16 protein-coding genes and 1 tRNA gene are annotated in these 20,168 nt (G+C 33.3%); 2 read left to right on the top strand and 15 right to left on the bottom strand.

All coding sequences use genetic code 11. The features are described from left to right. Positions 1-29 precede the first annotated feature (29 nt). The 8 genes from ACNG5D_RS02870 to porU form a co-directional block, all read right to left on the bottom strand. Positions 30-671 carry an HAD family hydrolase gene (locus ACNG5D_RS02870; protein WP_418181988.1) on the bottom strand — a complete coding sequence of 214 codons (642 nt, stop codon included), beginning with the start codon at positions 669-671 and terminating at the stop codon, positions 30-32. A gap of 3 nt (positions 672-674) precedes the next feature. Then, entirely contained in the window at positions 675-1,358 is a 684-nt protein-coding gene (locus ACNG5D_RS02865) for an SDR family NAD(P)-dependent oxidoreductase (RefSeq protein WP_418181987.1), read from the bottom strand. Further along, entirely contained in the window at positions 1,351-2,382 is a 1,032-nt protein-coding gene (locus tag ACNG5D_RS02860) for a M28 family metallopeptidase (RefSeq protein WP_418181986.1), read from the bottom strand. Before ACNG5D_RS02860 ends, ACNG5D_RS02865 begins: the two co-directional genes overlap by 8 nt. Positions 2,383-2,478: 96 nt before the next feature. Beyond that, positions 2,479-4,098, bottom strand: a complete 1,620-nt coding sequence (locus tag ACNG5D_RS02855) for a pyruvate dehydrogenase complex dihydrolipoamide acetyltransferase (protein ID WP_418181985.1) — start codon at positions 4,096-4,098, stop codon at positions 2,479-2,481. A 3-nt stretch (positions 4,099-4,101) separates the two neighbouring features. After that, positions 4,102-5,100, bottom strand: a complete 999-nt coding sequence (pdhA, locus tag ACNG5D_RS02850) for a pyruvate dehydrogenase (acetyl-transferring) E1 component subunit alpha (RefSeq protein WP_418181984.1) — start codon at positions 5,098-5,100, stop codon at positions 4,102-4,104. A gap of 182 nt (positions 5,101-5,282) precedes the next feature. Next, positions 5,283-5,765: a cytidine deaminase gene (cdd, locus tag ACNG5D_RS02845; protein ID WP_418181983.1), complete on the bottom strand. Its 483-nt coding sequence runs from the start codon at positions 5,763-5,765 to the stop codon at positions 5,283-5,285. Positions 5,766-5,862: 97 nt separating this feature from the next. Next, positions 5,863-7,071: a type IX secretion system outer membrane channel protein PorV gene (porV, locus tag ACNG5D_RS02840; protein ID WP_418181982.1), complete on the bottom strand. Its 1,209-nt coding sequence runs from the start codon at positions 7,069-7,071 to the stop codon at positions 5,863-5,865. Between the two features lie 34 nt (positions 7,072-7,105). Then, positions 7,106-10,990 carry a type IX secretion system sortase PorU gene (gene porU / locus ACNG5D_RS02835; protein WP_418181981.1) on the bottom strand — a complete coding sequence of 1,295 codons (3,885 nt, stop codon included), beginning with the start codon at positions 10,988-10,990 and terminating at the stop codon, positions 7,106-7,108. A gap of 263 nt (positions 10,991-11,253) precedes the next feature. On the opposite strand from porU, the gene gldJ reads away from it, so the two are divergent. Together gldJ and ACNG5D_RS02825 are read left to right on the top strand one after the other, a co-directional pair. After that, complete coding sequence (gldJ, locus tag ACNG5D_RS02830; RefSeq protein WP_418181980.1) at positions 11,254-12,948, top strand: gliding motility lipoprotein GldJ; 1,695 nt, start codon at positions 11,254-11,256, stop codon at positions 12,946-12,948. 88 nt (positions 12,949-13,036) lie between these two features. Next, a complete protein-coding gene (locus tag ACNG5D_RS02825) occupies positions 13,037-14,320 on the top strand; it encodes a UDP-N-acetylmuramoyl-tripeptide--D-alanyl-D-alanine ligase (protein WP_418181979.1) in 1,284 nt (427 codons plus the stop codon). Between the two features lie 146 nt (positions 14,321-14,466). Here the strand turns inward: ACNG5D_RS02825 and ACNG5D_RS02820 are convergent, their stop codons facing one another. The 7 genes from ACNG5D_RS02820 to nhaD form a co-directional block, all read right to left on the bottom strand. Next, positions 14,467-15,237, bottom strand: a complete 771-nt coding sequence (locus tag ACNG5D_RS02820) for a LuxR C-terminal-related transcriptional regulator (RefSeq protein WP_418181978.1) — start codon at positions 15,235-15,237, stop codon at positions 14,467-14,469. A 106-nt stretch (positions 15,238-15,343) separates the two neighbouring features. Then, positions 15,344-15,418, bottom strand: a tRNA-Val gene (locus tag ACNG5D_RS02815). Positions 15,419-15,481: 63 nt separating this feature from the next. Continuing rightward, entirely contained in the window at positions 15,482-16,699 is a 1,218-nt protein-coding gene (locus ACNG5D_RS02810; RefSeq protein ID WP_418181977.1) for a bifunctional folylpolyglutamate synthase/dihydrofolate synthase, read from the bottom strand. 3 nt (positions 16,700-16,702) lie between these two features. After that, positions 16,703-17,557 (bottom strand): energy transducer TonB, encoded by an 855-nt coding sequence (locus tag ACNG5D_RS02805; RefSeq protein ID WP_418181976.1) that lies wholly within the window; start codon positions 17,555-17,557, stop codon positions 16,703-16,705. 4 nt (positions 17,558-17,561) lie between these two features. After that, a complete protein-coding gene (locus ACNG5D_RS02800; RefSeq protein WP_396603068.1) occupies positions 17,562-17,951 on the bottom strand; it encodes an ExbD/TolR family protein in 390 nt (129 codons plus the stop codon). A 1-nt stretch (position 17,952) separates the two neighbouring features. Continuing rightward, a complete protein-coding gene (locus tag ACNG5D_RS02795; RefSeq protein ID WP_418181975.1) occupies positions 17,953-18,654 on the bottom strand; it encodes a MotA/TolQ/ExbB proton channel family protein in 702 nt (233 codons plus the stop codon). 107 nt (positions 18,655-18,761) lie between these two features. Then, a complete protein-coding gene (nhaD, locus tag ACNG5D_RS02790; RefSeq protein WP_418181974.1) occupies positions 18,762-20,162 on the bottom strand; it encodes a sodium:proton antiporter NhaD in 1,401 nt (466 codons plus the stop codon). Positions 20,163-20,168: the final 6 nt, after the last annotated feature.

Raw genomic sequence — 20,168 nt, 5'->3', positions numbered from 1 at the left:
AAGAAAAAAAAACAATTTTTATTATCTCATTAAGATTCAAGCAAGCCCAACAACTTATCCATACTATTAAAAGTTGTATTTGCTTCTATTGCTAACTCATTGTTATAATCGTGTTCGGTATAGGCAAAAACATCAAATCCGCCAGATTTTGCTGCTTTTACACCTGCAAGACTATCTTCAATTACTAAACATTCATTAGGTTTATACCCCATAGTTTGGGCTGCCCAAAGAAAAATATCGGGTTCTGGCTTCCATTTCTGTATGGCGTAACAGCTAAAAATATTTCCTTCAAAAAAAGGTAATAACTTTGTAAGTTCTAAATTAAGCCGAATTTTATTTTCTGGACCACTTGATGCCACACAAAATGGCATAGTTAAATTTTCAAGTACATTTTTAATGCCTTTAATGGGTTTAATATTTTGCCTAAAAGCTTCAAAAGTATTTATACGATAATCGGTTTCAAAATGGATTGGAAGTGGTGCTTTTATTCTATTTGAAATAATTGTACAACAATGATTAAAAGATTTTCCTTTTAAATTTTTAAGAGATTCTTTAAAATCTAGATTAGCTCCTAAATGGTTAGCCATATCTACTAAAACACCTATGGCAATAGATTCGCTATCGATTAAAACACCGTCGCAATCGAAAATAACACATTTATATTTACTCATAAACTAAGGCGTAGAGTTAGAAACCTGTAACAGCTTACCATTATAATACTTATTTCCGTTAAGCGCAAAGTCTTTTATATACTCGGCCATTTCTAATGCTGTTGTTGGGGCTTGATATCCTGGAAAAGCTTCTGCTAGCATTTCGGTTTGTACGGCTCCTAATGCTAAAACATTAAATGACACTCCAGATTCTTTATACTCTTCTGCCAGTAACTCTGTTAAGGTTATAACTGCAGCCTTGCTTGAGCTGTAAGCAGCTAAACCAGGAAACTTCATACTACCTTGCACACCGCCCATTGAACTTATGGTTACAACATGGCTATTCTTTTTCATATAAGGTAAAACCACACGGGTTAACTCTGCCACACCAAAAACATTTGTTTTATAAACTTTTTCAAATTCTGCCATTGTTATTTCTAAAAATGGTTTGTTTAATAGAGCTCCTGCATTATTTATCAAAATATCGACATGGTTCCACTTACTATTTATAAAATCTTCAACCTTTTTATAGGCATTAACCTCATTTAAATCAAAAGAAAAAGACGATACATTATCGAGTTTTAAATGCTGAATAGGTTTTTCATTCCGCGAAAGCGCTAAAATATTGTGTCCTGATTTTGCTAATATTTGTACAAGCTCAAAACCTATACCACGACTTGTTCCTGTAATTATTATATTTTTACTCATTATTCATTTTTATTTCTTTAGTTGATGCATTTATCATGCCTTCTAAAGCTGGAATCATTTTATTTATAAAGTTAGTCATGTGGTTATAATCCATTTTATCGGCCTCGTCATCTACGTGATGATAGAAATCGAAGTTTGTAAAATCGAAAGTTGATATGGCATGAGCAGGAGCTTTAAAAGCCTCATAAAACGGATAATTATCTGAGCGCATAAATAAATTAAAAGATTTTGCTTTAGGAAAGAAACCTATAATTTCTGAGCCTCGGTAAGTATTTAATTTTTTTGCCATATTAGATTTTTCAAAACCTGTAATATAGGCCATAATTTCATTTTGGGCTCTTGGCACACCTATCATTTCAAAATTAATCATGGTGTACATATCTAGGTTACTTTTTTTAAGTCTTTCTGCTAAATGTTCAGACCCTTTTAACCCCATTTCTTCGGCAGCAAAAAGCGTAAACAACACACTACGTTTATTACTTTTTGTTTTAGAAAAATATTTAGCCCATTCTAAAACAGCTACTGTTCCAGAAGCATCATCATTTGCTCCATTTGCTATAATATCGCCATTTACTTCTTTTCCTGTACCTATATGATCGTAATGCGCACCAAGAATTACAAATTCATTTTTTAATTTGGGGTCGTTACCTTCAACATAACCAACAACGTTATAGCCTATAATTTCTTTAATATTAAAACTATCTCTATATGTTTTAAAATAAGGTTTTACGTTGTTACTTTTAAAAAACGTTTCTATAAAAACAGCTGCTTTCTCTATACCTTTACTTCCCGTATTCCTCCCTTCTAATTCATCAGAAGCTAAGTATTCCAAGCTAGATTTTACATCTTTTAATAGCGCATTTTTTTTAAAACTATAAGCAGCTTTATTATTAGATGTTGCAGTATTATTTTCTGTATTTTCATTAACAGGTTTAACCGAATCTGGATGGGTTGTTATAATTTGTTTTTGTGAGTTACAACTTAATATAAAAGCCAAAACTAAAAGTGTGAGTGTTTTTTTCATGAGTTCTTGTATTAAAATCTAAAGATAAAAAAAACCTATTTCAATTAATATGAAACAGGTTTTATATTATTAAGATTCCTGACTAAGCAGATATTTTTACACTAGCATAGTAACAGGGTTTTCAATATATCCTTTTAATGTTTGAAGGAATTGAGCTCCAGTTGCACCATCAACTGTTCTGTGATCGCAAGCTAAGGACAGCTTCATGGTATGACCAACAACAATTTGACCATTTTTAACAACTGGCTTTTCTACAATATTTCCCACAGAAAGTATTGCTGAGTTTGGTTGATTAATGATAGATGTAAATGTATCTATACCAAACATACCTAAATTAGAAACGGTAAATGTACTACCTTGCATTTCGTCTGGAGTAAGTTTTTTATTTCTGGCTTTTCCTGCTAAATCTCTAACTGCAGCTCCAATTTGGGGTAATGTTTGCTCGTTTGCAAAACGTACTACAGGTACAACTAAACCGTCTGGTACGGCTACGGCTACACCAATATGCACGTGGTTATTTAATCGCATTTTATCTGCAAACCATTGTGAGTTTACTTGTGGGTGCTGTTTTAATGCTAAAGCACAAGCCTTAACAACAATATCGTTATACGAAATTTTAGTATCTGGAATAGAGTTAAATTGCGTACGGAATGCCATAGCGTTTTCCATATCAAACTCTACACTTAAATAGTAATGCGGTGCGGTAAACTTAGAGTTTGTTAACGCCTTAGCAATTGCTTTACGCATTTGCGAGTTATCTACATCATCAAAATCTTCTTGGCCAGTTGGCACAAATTTTCCTGCTGATGCTGCAGATGCTGCTGGTTCGTAGTTTTCTATATCGCGCTTAACTATACGTCCGTTTTCTCCAGATCCTTGAATTTTTGTTAAGTTTATTCCTTTGTCTTCTGCTAACTTTTTAGCTAGAGGAGATACATAAACGCGCCCGTTTTCTGTAACAGGAGTTGGCGCAGGAGCACTAGCCTTTTTTGGAGCTTGTGCTATAGCTGCTGTTGTTTTAGGCGCTTCTTGTTTTGCTTCTGCTTTTGGAGTTTCTTGTTTTTCTGGTGCTACCGCCGAAAAATTAGCTGCTACACCAGACACATCTGTTCCTGCTGGACCAATAATAGCTAATAATGCATCTACCTTTGCAGATTCGCCTTCTTGCAATCCTATTTCTAATAAAGTTCCCGATTGGAATGATTCAAATTCCATGGTTGCTTTATCGGTTTCGATTTCTGCTAATATATCGCCTTCTTCAACAGTATCTCCAACTTTTTTTAACCAAGTAGCAACAGTTCCTTCTTCCATGGTATCACTTAAACGTGGCATAGTTACAACTATAACACCTTCTGGTAATGTTGCGTTTGTGGCTGGAGCCTCTGTTGTTTCCGTACTTGTTTCTGCTTCAGTTGTTTCTTCTTTTGCTTCTACCGAAGTACTTTCGGCTCCGCTTAAAATACTTGAAATATCTTCACCCTCATCACCAATTATAGCTAAAAGCTCGTCTACTTTAGTAGTTTCGCCTTCTTGAACTCCTATATGAAGCAAAGTACCTTCATTGAAAGATTCAAATTCCATCGTGGCTTTGTCTGTTTCAATCTCTGCTAAAATATCGCCTTCTTCTATTTTATCTCCTACTTTTTTTAACCAAGCAGCAACGGTTCCTTCTTCCATGGTGTCGCTTAAACGCGGCATATTTACAACTATTGCCATAACTTATAATTTGTGTTGAATGAATGGGTAATCTTCTTGTTCGTAAACCATATCGTATAATTGCTGCTTTTCTGGGAATGGAGATTCTTCTGCAAACTTCTCACATTCGGCAACACGTGATTTTACACGTTTATCTATAACAGCAATTTCATCTTCGGTTGCATATTTCTTTTCAAGAATAACATCTTTTACTTGCGTAATTGGGTCTATTTTCTTGTATTCTTCAACCTCATCTTTGGTTCTGTAATGCTGCGCATCACTCATTGAATGCCCTCTATAACGATATGTTTTTAACTCTAAAAATGTTGGACCGCCTCCTTTACGTGCTCTTGTAATAGCCTCATCAAAAGCTTCGGCTACTTTTATAGGGTTCATCCCATCAACTGGTCCGCAAGGCATATCGTACCCCAAACCTAATTTCCATATATCTGAATGATTTGCTGTTCTTTCAACAGAAGTACCCATAGCATATCCATTATTTTCGCATACAAATACAACAGGTAAATTCCAGAGCATGGCTAAATTAAATGTTTCGTGTAACGACCCTTGACGTGCTGCACCATCACCAAAACAACATATTGTTACACCATCTACTCCGTGGTATTTATCGCCAAAAGCTATACCTGCTCCTAAAGGAATTTGCCCTCCAACAATACCATGACCGCCATAAAATCTAAATTCTTTAGAAAAGATATGCATAGAACCTCCCATACCATGAGATGTTCCTGTTGCTTTACCATATAATTCTGCCATAACACGTTTTGGATCTACTCCCATTCCAATGGGTTGAACGTGGTTACGGTAAGCTGTAATCATTTTATCTTTAGTCAAATCCATGGCATGTAAAGCCCCAGCTAAAACAGCTTCTTGACCATTATACAAATGAAGAAATCCTCTTACTTTTTGTTGAATGTATACTGCTGCTAGTTTATCTTCAAACTTTCTCCAGAATAACATTTCTTCATACCAATTAAGGTAAACCTCTTTTGTGATTTTTTTCATTGAATCCTATTTGAGTACTATTTTTTATTAAAAAGCGGAATACAAAAGTAACACTTTGCGTTGTATTGCGAAAACACTATATGCCTAAAGTAAAAAAAAAATTAAAAAATGAAATGTATACCCTATTAATTTATTTTTTGCTACTTTTTTTGGCAAAACCTTAAATATTTTACATCATAATTTTATAATACCGATTTATCGAAACTTAAAGGCAACAAACTTGACAAAGAATTTGCTTTTATAATTTGGCCAGTTTCTCCCATAAAATAAATTTCTATTGGTGTATTTTGCTTTATCTCGTATTCTGCAATGGCTTGTCTACAAGAACCACAAGGCGGTATAGGTTTTGTTGTTTTTTGCCTTTTTGAGCCTGCGGTTATAGCCATTCGTATTATTTTTGCTTTAGGAAATTGAGAGCCAGCATAATATATAGCTGTTCGTTCTGCACATAAACCCGATGGGTACGATGCATTTTCTTGGTTGTTTCCTAAAACAATTTCTTTATTGTCTAAAAGTATGGCTGCGCCTACATTAAAATTTGAATATGGTGCATAGGCTTTTTTTCTAGCTTCAACGGCTTTTTCCATTAGATATACAACATCTTCAGGAAGCTCAGATAAATTATCATAAACATACAATGTAGATTCTACTCTTAACTCTTTCATAATCAAATATATTTAACAATTTAAAGATATTCATGCAAACAAAAAACTATTGCCCAAAAAGCAATAGTTTTTTGTTTGTAATTTAATTTATATTTTTTTAATATTCTAAATATGTTCCTGAGCCAAAATTAAATGTTAAAGAGAAGCGTAATGTGTTTTCTAGTGGGCTTTGTACTTTAGATGCCGAGAAAAGGTAAGATAAATCTATATTTACCACATTAGCTTTAAAACCTGCTCCTAAAGCTAAAAATTTTCTTGCGCCTTTATCTTCACTTTCATTAAAATAACCTGCTCTAAAAGCAAAAGAGTCTTGATATAAGTATTCTGCTCCTAAAGCCCAAGTAAATTCTTTTAACTCTTCGCTAAAACCATCTGGTGCATCGCCAAAAGATTGAAACATTCCTGAAAGAAAACTTACATCTGGGTCTTTACCTCTTACTATAATTGTTGGTTCGCTTCCATCGTTATCTTGCGTTCCGTCGTCATCTGCATCTACATAACCATAAACTGGTGGTGTTGGCACTAGTAACTTAGCAACTTCTGCGGTTACAGATATTTTATTGTAATCATCAAATATAAAATCGAAACCTGTACCTAAACGTAAATTTGTTGGTTGAAAATTTTCTTCTCCGCCTTCGTCGTACTTAAATTTAGGCCCTATATTTTGAATTGCAAATCCGGCTCTCCAACGACCGTTAAAATCTGAGTAAGCCTCTTCTTCACTTTGATAATATCCTGATAAATCTACTCCAAATGTACTTGCTGGTTTTATATCGCCTCCAACGCCTTGAATTCTTAAATCTGAACGTAAATAACGCATTAATACAGACATTGAAAACTGATCGGTTAACTTAAGCGCGTATGATGCATCAAGAGAAAACTCGTTTGGTTTTTGCTGCCTAGGGGTATCGTCTGGGCCATCAACAAATTCTATTTCGCCTAAAGAGAAGTATCTTAAGCTTGCGGCAAATGCACTACGTTCGTCTAATCTATTATAGTAAGTAAAATTCCCTAAAAAGATATCGTTTACTAGTTTGCTTAAATATGGTGTGTAACTTACCCCAATACCCGATTTACTTTCGGAAAATGCATATTTTGATGAATTCCATTGTTGTGAAAAAGCATCAACTGAGGTTGCAACTCCCATATCTCCCATTCCGGCTGCTCGAGCATCGGACGCTATCAATAAAAAAGGAATACCTGTTGTTATAACTCTTCTATCTTGATTAGGAAAAATTGTTGGTTCTTGCGCGTAGCTTTTAAATATAAAAGCCAATGCTATTAGTAGCAATATTCGATTCTTCATGAATTCTATTTTATTTAACAAATATAAATTTTTATTACAGTATTACAAGTTTCTCAATTTTTTCGACCGTTTTGTTTAATAGGTTTGAGTGTACTTTTAATTTATAAACATATACACCTTTGCCTATTTTATCTCCAAAATCGTCTCTTCCATCCCAAATTATATCTCTAGACAACGAGCTTGTTGCTTTTATTCCTCCAGAGGTTTGCCCATTTAGTGTTCTAACTAACTTACCAGACACCGTAAATATTTGTATTGAAACGTCTAAAGGCTCTGAACTATTGTGATTAAACCAAAATTCTGTGTAATTAACAAAGGGGTTTGGATAATTAAGTACGTTATTAATTACCAAACTTTGGTCTTTATCGTAAACAACAAATTGTATTTCGGCTATTGATGAATTGTTATATACATCCCATACTTTTAAAGTTAACGTATGTAGCCCAGGCTCTAAATCTCTAAAAGGAAAACTTACAGTACCTTTTGTATAATCGTCTACTTCTGTTTGATAGTAATCGTTTAAAACAACAGGGTTTGTTTCGTCTCCATCTAAAATGGCAACTATATCGTGCCCAATACCACTTGCTGTATTAATACCGTTGGCATCTTCCATTTTTGCCAATAGGGTTGGCGACTCATTGGTTATTCCGCCTGTAACAAAATTTTCATCATTCATATAAAGCGTTACCACAGGCCCAATATTATCTTCTGGAGCATCTTCATTTAAACCTCCAATTTTTACGGTGTTTAAATTTGCTCCTGCTTGGTCTTGGGTTGATGCTTCGTTTTTTGAATAAAAACTTACCTTACCATAGCCAACTGGAATACCGACATCTTTTGGCACAACAAAATCAAACTCAAATTGCCCATTTTTAACTGAGGCTTGCCCTCTAAATATAATTTCGCCTAAGGTTGTAAAATCTAATATTATAACACCTCTTGAATCTCTTATACCATCGTTAGCCAGAGTTTTTCTATTAATATTCTTATCGTAAATTGTTGTAGATAAAGTTCCATTATAATCATTTAACAAATTACCTGCCTCGTCTGTAACTTCGCCTGCTAGTTTAACATAGCTTAGGGCTTTAAGCGTATCTGTAGCTGTAGCTATTGGAACATCGTTAATTTTAGTAAGCTTAACATTAGGTTTTGGAAACGCTAGTTTCATTGCTGGATCTCCTATAAAAAACACTAAATTCTTTTGGCTATTACCTGAAATTAAAGGATCGTTTTTTGCTAGCCTTAAGGCTTCTGCCATTGAAGGATACTCGTTATCTCCATATGTATCGTCATCGCTATACGAGAATAAATATTGCCCTAACTCTTCATTAAAAGTAATTCCAAAATTAACAAATACTTGTCGTGTTGTTGTAATTAAACCAACTGCTCCTGTTTCTGTATTCCAAAATGTAAACTCGCCAGCAGTTTCTCTAAAAGGGTTATCAAACCTTGTAAACTCACAGGTTACTGTAACAAAACAATTAAGTTTGCAAAAATTACGCAACTCTGTAATATCTGGTTTTAACAAAATTCTCTCTTGTGCCAAACCTTCTTCTCCACCATGCCCGAAGTAATTAACCACCAGAGCACCGTTATCCATAGCACTAACTATTTCATTTGTAACTTCTGGATATCTATCTCCGCCTGCCGAAGACTCTTGCTGGAAAGCATCGGCATGAATTTTAATAACGTTAAGAAATGGTTTTTCTTGCGCTACTAAATCTCCAATATCGTTTGTGGTTGATTGTAAATCTCCCTTCAGCTTATCATCATTATCATCAGATATAACAACAAAATTATTACGCCAGCTTCCATAAGCCTCTTTAATGTAGTAAGATTCCATTTTATCAACCATTTCTTTACCTCGTTGAGGTGTATCGGCTAAAATTCTTCCTACTGCAATATCCAATTTATCGCTAGACACCATTGTACCTTCATTATCATCCATCATACCATAAAAATCGTCTGAAACAAATGATGTTGCTAAACTAAAACTATTATACGAGTACCAAGAAGGAACTATATTTGTATTTTTTTCAATTCTATCCTTATAATCATAAGAGCCATCTCCAAACAAGCATAAGTACTTTATTCTATTTTCTGCTGTACTTGCATTATCGTATACATATTTAACCATATTTCTTATGGCTCCGATATCTTGATTTCCAGAACTAAACTCATTATATATTTCATCTAAACCAACAACCTTTACATTTAATGCGTATTGATTTCTGTTAATTTGAGCTAAACGTTCTGCTTGATTTAGCATATTGTTAGGAGCTACTATTATATAATCTACATCTTGAAATTCGCCTAAATTATTTTGAAAAATAGTTCCTTTAATATTTTGATTGGCTATTGTAGTTTTAGAATCTATTTTAGCTGAAAAATAATCTGATTCGGATACAGCAACATAAGATTTTAATGTCCCTAATTGAGATGTATAGCTTAGCGTTGAGCTACTATCTGTATTTTCATAATTTAAAACATTATAAATATCTGTAACATCCCACACTTCGCTTAAGTTTGATGCATTAGCAATATTATATTGAGCGACTCCTGAAACCGATGCTACATCTTTATTTTTGAAAAGAAATTGATTACCGTTAAATTTTAAAGTCCTTCTACCTTCAATGGCAATGTAATCTAAATACCCAATAGTACTTGGATTACCCATATTATCAAAATCTAGCTCGACAGAAATTGTTGGCGAATTCACATTTATCTCACCAAAAAACGATGCACCGTTTGCTAATGAAGGTGTTGAAACCCCAGAAATACTTATCGTTTTTACACTAGAACCATTAACTCCAACATGCATTCGGCTATCATTTTTAGTTGCCGTAGCCACTAAAACCATTAAACTTACCGGTTTTGATGTTACTAAATCGGAAAAATCGAACTTAAATTCTTTCTTACTATCTACATCAAATTTTTCGCCAAACCAGCGCCTTCCTAACGACACCAAATTATAGTTATCTATTTCATGATATTGGTAATCGTCGTATGTATCAATAACCATATCTACAGTTCCAACTGGTTGGTTAAACGCTTGTATTCTTTTTCCATTACCAGAACTTACATTTATATAATAATATGTTTTATCTGTATAGCAATTTATGTGTGTTCTACTTTCGTCATTATATCCTTTTGGTCCTTGACCATAAAATAAAATATAATCGTCATCATTAAAAACCCCATCGGTTTCGCCAACAAATTTTATAGCATTTTCAGGAACATCGTACGGGTAAAATTCGGCGTTAGAATAAGGTATCATACTCCCTCCGTGCCCATACAATTTTATGTTTCTTGGATCTACGTTTTTAACATCTACACCTAAACGCTGTAAAAAACTTTTAGTTAATTTAAATACCCCAGTAGTATCTATATAAAACCTATACCACTCGCCAGAACTCAATATAGAGTTAGAAATAATTTTAGAACTACTATTTTTAGCAAATGCCAAAGACCTACTTAAATTAGCACCGTTTTTGTAATTTAACTTAAACGATGTTACTTTTTTGATATTCCCATTAGCATCTTTAATTATTGGAGACAACTCGAAAAAGGCATATTTTTTATTTCTTGCTGTAGAATTTTTTAAACTAAAAACTAACGTTCTAGGTATTGTATTTATATCTACATCTTTTAATTCTGCACTTGAAATTGTTTTGTAAACAACATGGCTTAATGATACTGAAGATTCATTAACATTAACCTTAGTTTCCCATTGGTCTACAAACAGTAGTCCCTTTTCTAAGCTATAATTAAAATGTTCCTGATTAAAAGTAGGCACTTCAAACGAAAAACTATCACCAGACAATTTTTGAAACCCTTCCCAAACAATATTATATTGCCTTTGTTGCGCAAACACACCTGCCGAAATAAGCAGCAGTAAAAATAAAATTTTCTTCTTCATTGGTAAAATAACGTAGTTAGTGCATTGTTATTATTAAAAAAACAACAATTTTAAAAACTGTTTCAAAAATACAATAATAAATTATGATATTGCACGTTAATACAACACAAAACTGTAGTTTAAAACACTAAAAACATCGTTGTAATGCACAAAAACAAGACGAAATGCTTCTTTTTTTAGTTTAAATGCAAAAAACAACTTGTGTTATTAGGTTTAATTCTTATATTGCAGCACCAAAATTTATTATTAGCTTACTTAAAAGTATGGATATGAAAAAAGTAGTAGCATTCAAGATTTTATTAGTTTTAGCACTAGTAGTAACTTCTACAAGTTGCAAAAAATCTTCGAGTTCAAAAAATAGCTCTAGAGCTACTGGATGGAACATTAACGACAGAGACGGTGGTTTCCAGTACAATACAGACTTCAAAGAGCAAGAAACATCACCAGGATTGGTTTTTGTTGAAGGTGGCACCTTTACAAAAGGACGCGTTCAAGATGATGTTATGCACGATTGGAATAATAGCCCTAACCAACAACACGTACAGTCTTTTTACATGGACGAAACCGAGGTAACAAACGCTATGTATATGGAATACCTAGATTGGATTAAGCGTGTTTACCCACCATCTGACGAAAATTTCAGAGCCATTTATCATGGTGCATTACCAGATACATTAGTTTGGAGAAACCGCTTAGGGTTTAATGAAGTTATGACCGAAAACTATTTACGTCACCCAGGTTATGGAGAATATCCTGTGGTTGGTGTGAGCTGGATTCAAGCGGTTGAGTTTGCTAATTGGCGATCAGATCGTGTTAACGAATATAACTTAGAAAAAGCTGGATATATAAAACGTGGTGCTAAAATTACAGATGTTGACTCTGAACAAACCTTTAATACAGACACTTACATTAATGCTCCAACTCTAACTTATGGAGGTAATGAAGAAATTTTGGGCGGTGACGGACGTAAGAAAAGAAACGTTAGAACCGATGCAGATGGAAATGAAACAGGTATTTATGCAACTCGCGAAACAGGTATTATTTCACCTAAATACAGATTACCAACAGAAACAGAATGGGAATATGCAGCATTAGGATTAAGCGAATTAAGAAGTTACAACTTATATCGTGGTCGAAAAAAATACCCATGGGATGGACAATACACACGTTCTGGAAAACGTAAAATTCGTGGCGACCAATTGGCTAATTTTAAACAAGGTAAAGGTGACTATGGCGGAATTGCAGGATGGTCTGATGATGGCGCCGATATAACAAACGAAGTTAAATCGTATGCCCCAAACGATTTTGGTTTATACGATATGGCAGGAAACGTTGCTGAATGGGTTGCAGATGTATACAGACCTATAGTAGACGACGAGTTTAACGATTTTAACTACTACCGTGGAAATGTTTACACCAAAAACGCATTAAACGAAGACGGAACAGTTAAAGTTGTTACTTCTGATAATATTGTTTACGACACCCTATCAAACGGGAAAGTTGTAGCTAGAAATTTACCTGGCGAAATACTTCAAGTTCCTGTTGATGATAACGAAACATTCCAAAGAACTAATTTTGATAAAAGTGATGTTAGAAACTTTAGAGATGGTGACAGACGATCGTCTCGTAATTATCAAGGATTTGATGATGAAGCTGAAGAAAACGGAAAAACAAGTTCTAACACAAGCAGAATGTACAATGCCCCAAAACCAAGTATCACTAGAGATTCACTAGGAAACATTATCAAAGAATATGACAAATCGGACAGAAGAACATCTTTAATTAACGATGAAGTTAGAGTATACAAAGGAGGTTCTTGGAAAGATAGAGAGTACTGGCTAGACCCTGCTCAAAGACGTTATTTCCCGCAAGATATGGCTACAGATTACATTGGTTTTAGATGTGCAATGTCTAGAGTTGGATCTAAAAGCAAAGGTAAAAACAAAAAGAAAAACTAAATTTTAGTTTTAAAATAATAAAAAAGTCCTAGCATATGTTAGGACTTTTTTATTTACATTTATTTTCAAATTTTAAAAAAACACTTTTGTGCTAATAGAAGATTTACACACCTTATTTTTAGAATGCAATACTGTTTGTACTGATACTAGAAAAATAAAAAAAGGAGACCTATTTTTTGCCTTAAAAGGCGATAATTTTAATGGCAACACATATGCCGAAAATGCGCTAAAAAGTGGCGCCAAATATGCCATAGTTGACGAAATAGAGTTTAACACAAATAACAACACCATATTAGTACATAATGTTTTAAAAACACTTCAAGAATTAGCATCTTACCACAGAAGTTATTTAAACATACCAATTATAGCACTTACAGGAAGTAATGGAAAAACAACAACCAAAGAACTAATTAATGCTGTATTAGCTAAAAAGTTTAAAACAACTGCCACTATAGGCAACTTAAACAACCACATTGGTGTACCATTAACATTATTATCTATGACCAATAAAACACAAATTGGTATTGTTGAAATGGGAGCCAACCACCAAAAAGAAATAGATTTTCTATGTAAAATAGCCAAACCAGACTACGGCTACATTACAAACTTTGGCAAAGCTCATTTAGAAGGTTTTGGTAGTATAGGAGGTGTTATAAAAGGGAAAAGCGAAATGTATAGTTATTTAATTAAAAACAACAAACATATTTTTGTAAATACCAACGACCCTATTCAAGTAGAAAAAACAACTAAAGCAAACACATATACTTTTGGCAGCAACCTTAACACTAATAATGTAACAATTAAGTTTGTTAGCGCCACACCATTTGTTAATTGCACTTATAAAAACAACGAAATTAAAAGCCTACTTATAGGCGATTACAATTTTAATAATATTGCCGCAGCCATAACCATTGGAAGCTACTTTAAAGTTAACGATACAGCTATAAAACAAGCTATAGAAAACTACACCCCAACTAATAACCGCTCGCAAATTATAAAAAAAGGCAATGCTAAAATAATTTTAGATGCTTACAACGCAAACCCAACAAGCATGCAAGCTGCTCTTTTAAATTTCGAGAAGCAAACAGGCTATAAAACAGCAATACTTGGAGATATGTTTGAACTAGGAAAAGAAGCCTTAATTGAACACCAAAACATTGCCAACCTAGCCTCATCTTTAAAAATAAATCAAGTTATTTTAATTGGCGAAAACTTTAATGAGTTAAAATTGAATGATGAAAAAATTAAAAAATTTAATTCTTTTGAAGCATTTAAAAACAACTACAATACTACTTTAATTAATAAAAAAAGTTCTATACTTATAAAAGGCTCTAGAGGCATGGCCTTAGAACGCGTATTAGAATTACTTTAAAAAGAATTTAAAATAAAAATGCCAGTTTGAAAATTTCAAACTGACACTTCATTTAATATAATTCTCCCTAAGAACTAATTAATAGCACTGTAAAGATGCGTAATTTAATTTACCTACACAATACTCAAATTGAGTATTAGAGGCAATTAAATAAGGTTTTTATTCATTTTTAACATTCCTATTAGCTCTCCTGTTGAAGAAATATTTAGTTTCTTCAAAATATTTCTTCTGTGCGTATCTACAGTATTTGATGTAATACCAAGGCTTTCGGCTATTTTTCTACTGGAATAATTTAAAACCAACAATCTTATAATATCCCGCTCTCTATTACTAATACCATCTGAAAGTAATTTTTGAGAAAAATTATTAAAATAAATCGTTTCATACTCATTATTAACGTTCAACAACTTTGCCGAAGCGCATATCTGCATTTCAATTTCCGATGGTAATACTGTATAATGAGCCAATCCTATAATAGGTTTATTCTCACTATCAAATTCTAGGGGCGTTGTATTCTGAATAATATTCACATAATTACCATTGCCATTTTTCAACCTATAGTTCCAAGTATAGCTTGCTTTATTTCTATCTTCAACAGATATTTCGGCTAAAGTAAAATTCATTAAATCATTCAATGCATTAAGCCATACTTGCAAATCGTCAGGATGTATTCTACTCCAAAAGTAACGCATACCTTTTAATTTAAGCTCATCAGCTCTTATGCCTAAACAAGCATTCATATTTTTACTTATATACTCAAAAGACAAATCTTGAGTATTAGTAATGCAAAAAAAAGTAGAGTTATATGGCAAATAAGCATCTAATTCAATAATTTTTTCAATATGCTTTTCTAACGATGGGTTATCATGAGATTTAAATATCCTAGCATAAGCCTCCTTAATTTTGCCATTAATCATAAATGAGAGATTTTTTTAAAAATAAGAAAAATTATCAAAAAAATAAGCCCTGAAAATATATTGGTTTTAGGGTATAAAAAAACCCAAGAAAAATCTTGGGTTTTTGTGGGCGCGAAGGGATTCGAACCCCTGACCCCTTGGGTGTAAACCAAGTGCTCTGAACCAACTGAGCTACGCGCCCTCGTAATTGGATTGCAAATATAACCTAGTTTTTAAAACTGCAAAAACTTTTTTTAAAAAATTTTCAAATTATTTCTGCCACTACAAATGTACTACCGCCAATAAAAACAAAATCTTCGTTTTTTGCATTATTAATAGCTGTTTTATAAGCCTCATTAACAGATTTATAAGCCATTCCTTCTATATTAAACTTTGCCAATTCTTTCTTTAATTTATTTTCTGGCATACCCCTAGGAATATCTGGTTTACTAAAATAATATTTTGCCTTTTTAGGTAAAATATCCACTATCAAACTTAAATCTTTATCGTTTACTACTCCAAAAACAATATGTAATGTTTCAAAATTTTCATTTTTAAGCTGATTCATTACATGTATTAAACCTTCTCGGTTATGTCCTGTATCGCATACTACTTTGGGTTTCTGGTTAAGTATTTGCCAACGCCCCAACAAGCCTGTATTACCTACTACATTTAACAAACCTTCCTTTATGTGATTTTTTGAAATTATAAAGCCTTTTTTATTAAGCTCATAAATTGCTTGTATAACTGTTTTTATATTTTTTGCCTGATAGCTTCCTATTAAATCTGATTTATAATTTTCTTTAACTACACAATCTGCATAGGTAATTTTACAGTTATTTTTCTTAGCCAACTCGTTAAAAACAGGCTGTGTTTCCTTTTGTGTTTCTCCAACAACCACAGGAGTATTTGGTTTAATTATGCCGCCTTTCTCAAAAGCAATGGCTTTAAGTGTATTTCCTAAAAACTGGGTATGATCTAAGCCAATATTTGTTATTACCGATACCTCTGGAGAAACAATGTTTGTTGAGTCTAGTCGCCCTCCCATTCCAACTTCTAACACCACTATATCTACTTTTTGTTTCGAAAAATAATCAAACGCCATACCAACGGTCATTTCAAAAAAAGACAAGCTATTTGCTTCAAAAAAAGCTTTATGCTGCTTTATAAAGCTAATAACAAACTGCTTGCTTATTTCTTTTCCGTTTATCTTTATTCGCTCTCTAAAATCTTTTAAATGTGGTGACGTATACAAACCCACTTTATACCCAGCTTCATGTAAAATTGAAGCCATCATATGGCTTGTAGAACCTTTTCCGTTAGTTCCCGCAACATGAACCGATTTAAACTTTTTTTCTGGGTTATTTAAGTGTTTAGCAAGTTTTATGGTGTTTGCTAAATCTTTTTTATAGGCTGTTTTACCTTGCTGTTGATACATTGGTAGTTGCGAAAACATCCAATTGAGCGTATCTTGATATGTCATTGACTATTGACTTAATTTGAAGTTAACACTAACAAATCCTATTTGTCTAGAAGGAGCTTTAGAATCTGATGGCCACTTATGAGACATCGCTATTTTTTTTGCTGGCTCTAATAAACATGGTGCCGTATTTGTTGTTCCTTTTTGCCCTGGTTCTGCAGAAATAACATTGCCACTTTGGTTTACAATTATTTTTACAATAACCATTCCAGATTCATTACAATCTTGTTTTAATCTTTTAAAAGATGCTTTACCTCTACCATTTAAACCATAACCAACACCGCCACTTCCTGCGCCTTGACCACCAAAATAACTTGGTGCATAAGGGTTACCATCTAGTTGCCCTTTATCTCCTGCTTTATTATCATTGCCTTCACTTCCTGTTTCTGTACCTTCAGATTTACTTACCCCTCCAATTAAAGCATCTAATTTTCGCTTTTTTTCTTCTTGTTCACGTTTTTCTTTAGCTATTCTTTCGGCTTCTGCCTTTGCCTTTGCGTCTGCAATAGCTTTGGCTTTTGCTTCTGCTGCTTTCTGCTTTTTAATAGCTATTTCTTCGGCGTTTTCTTGAGTAAGAACTTCTTCTTTAACTTCTGATGCTTTTGTAGGTTCTGGCTCTGCCTTAGAAGCATCTGGTTGAGGAGGGTTAACAACCTCTCGTGGCTCAGACTTTACAGGCTTTAAAGGTTGTACCTTACCTTTTCCCACACTTGAATTCCCAAAATTTACAGCTACTCCATATTCTTCTGGCGGATCCATATATGTTGTACCAACAACAAAAAGTAACAACAGTAATATAACAGTAATTAATGCTGTTAATTTTGCTGAATTTTTTTCGTGTTTCGTTTTAAGGTACTTCATTATTTTAAGGTTTTACTGCTAAAACGACTTTAAATTTATTTCTATTAGCAATATCCATAACTTTAACCACATTTTTTACAGGAACAGACTCTTCTGCTCTAAGTACAATTGTGGGTTGCTCTTGGGAAGATAATGCTGCAAGCAATTCGTTTTCTAAAACACTTTCTCCTACTCTTTTTTGATCTATATAGTAGGTTAAATCTTTTTTTATACTAACTGCAACCGATTTTTTATTTTCTGTTTTTCCGCTAGCTTTTGGCAACAAAATATCTATAGCATTTGTGGTTACTAAAGTAGAAGCAATCATAAAAAAGATAAGTAGCAGAAAAACAATATCTGTCATTGAAGACATATTGAATTCTGGAGTAACCTTATTTCTTCCTCTAAAGTTCATACTATGTAGGTTCGTTTAAGTGATCTAAAAATTCTAATGAATTTGCTTCCATTTGATACACCACCTTATCTGTTCTAACAACCAAATGGTTATAAGCCATATAAGCCACAATACCAACTATTAACCCGGCTACTGTAGTTGTCATTGCTGTATATAAACCGCTTGCCAAAACATCCATTTGAATTGTTCCTCCTGCATTAGCTAATTCGAATATTGCTAATATCATACCAATTACTGTACCAAGAAAGCCAATCATAGGAGCGGCACCAGAAATAGTTGCTAGGATGCTTACATTTTTTTCTAGACCATAAATTTCTAATCGGCCTGCGTTTTCTATAGCAGTATTAATATCGGCCAGAGGTTTTCCTATTCTAGAAATACCTTTACCTATTAATCTAGAAACTGGCGAATTTTGTTGCGCACAAAGCATTTGAGCAGAATCTATTTTACCATTGCTTACATGGTCTTTAATTTGGTTCATAAAATTGGCATCTACTTTTGATGCTGCTTTTATAGCAAAAATCCGTTCAAAATAGATATAAATAGCACTAACTAAAAGTAAAAATAAAACAGCAATTATAAGTTGCCCTGCAAGACCGCCGCTACTTATTAATTCTATTATTGAAAGTGTTTTTTCAACAGATTCACCATCAGTTAGCACTTCTGCTTCCTCTTGTGTGTTTTGTAATAATGTACTTAGCATATAATATCAATTTATTGCAACTCTATAACGCATGTTTTTAAATTAAAGTATAGTATGTTACATTTTACTTTAATTTCAGCGAAAGCGAAATATTTATAACTCTTATTCTAGAATAGTGTTCTTGTAAACATAAATGCTACTGCTCCTACTAAGAAACCAACTAATGCTAACCATGCTATTTTTTTAAGATACCAGAAAAAATCAATTTTTTCCATTCCCATAGCAACTACACCAGCAGCAGACCCAATAATTAACATACTTCCACCTGTTCCTGCAGAGTAAGCAATGAAATGCCATAACTCATTATCTACCGGCTCGTGAAACATTCCTAAACTTGCGGCTACTAATGGTACATTATCAATAATAGCAGAACCTACACCCAATAAAAGCACTACTAAGTCTGAAACTCCAGTATGTCCTTCTTGATGTAACTCTGTTCCTAACATTGGCATTGTATCTTGAAGCGATCCTGCAAAATTAAACAGTATACCTAAAGACTCTAAGGCCGCAACTGCCATTAATATACCTAAAAAGAATAAAATACTTGGTAATTCGATTTTAGATAAGGAGTGATGTACAGGGCTATGATGAGCGTGAGCATCACTTTCTTCAGAATCGTGATCGGTCATACTAAATTTAGAGCTACTGTATATTTCGGCAAAAATAGCAACAACTCCTAAAGACAACATCATACCTACATAAGGTGGTAAATGCGTTATGACTTTAAATATTGGCACAAATATTATGGCACCTAAACCTAAGTAAAGCATGGTTCCACTAAATTTAGATTTTTTCTGTTCTACTACCTCTTCAACCTCTAAATCGCCTTTAAACGCTGGTAAAAATGATGCAATAAATGTTGGTACAGCCATACATAAAAATGATGGAAATAATAAATACCCAATTAAATGTCCTGTGGTTACTTTTTTACCAATCCAAAGCATGGTTGTAGTAACATCGCCAATTGGAGACCATGCGCCACCTGCATTTGCAGCTATAATTATTAAACCAGCATACCAGATACGTACTTCTCTATCTTTTACAATTTTTTGTAAGATTGAAATTAAAACTATAGTTGCCGTAAGGTTATCTATAATTGCTGATAATATAAAGGCTAAAATGGCAAAAATCCATAATATTTTGCTTTTTTTCTTCGTTTTAATAAAGTCTTTAATTGTTGAAAAACCATCAAAATAATCGATAATTTCTACAATTGTCATGGCTCCTAGAAGAAACACTAAAATTTCTGAAGTTTTACCTAAATGATGCAATAAGGTTTCTTCCATTAAATGCATCTTCTCTTCAGAGGCAATTCCTCCAAAATTTTCCATTAACGAATGGTTAGCAGAATCAAACCATTGCGTAAACCCATCTAACCCTAAAGCAATAAGCGCCCAACAAATAGCCATCATGACTAATGCCGGAATTAGTTTATCTATTTTTATACTATGCTCTAAAGTAATGGCTAAATACCCCATTACAAACACTAAAATGATTGCTGCTTCCATATAATT

Origin of the sequence: Algibacter ulvanivorans, assembly GCF_048381495.1 — a bacterium.
GTDB lineage: Bacteria > Bacteroidota > Bacteroidia > Flavobacteriales > Flavobacteriaceae > Algibacter_B > Algibacter_B ulvanivorans.
The sequence above is the reverse complement of the archived record's forward strand: the minus strand, read 5'-3'. Positions and strand labels throughout refer to the sequence as shown.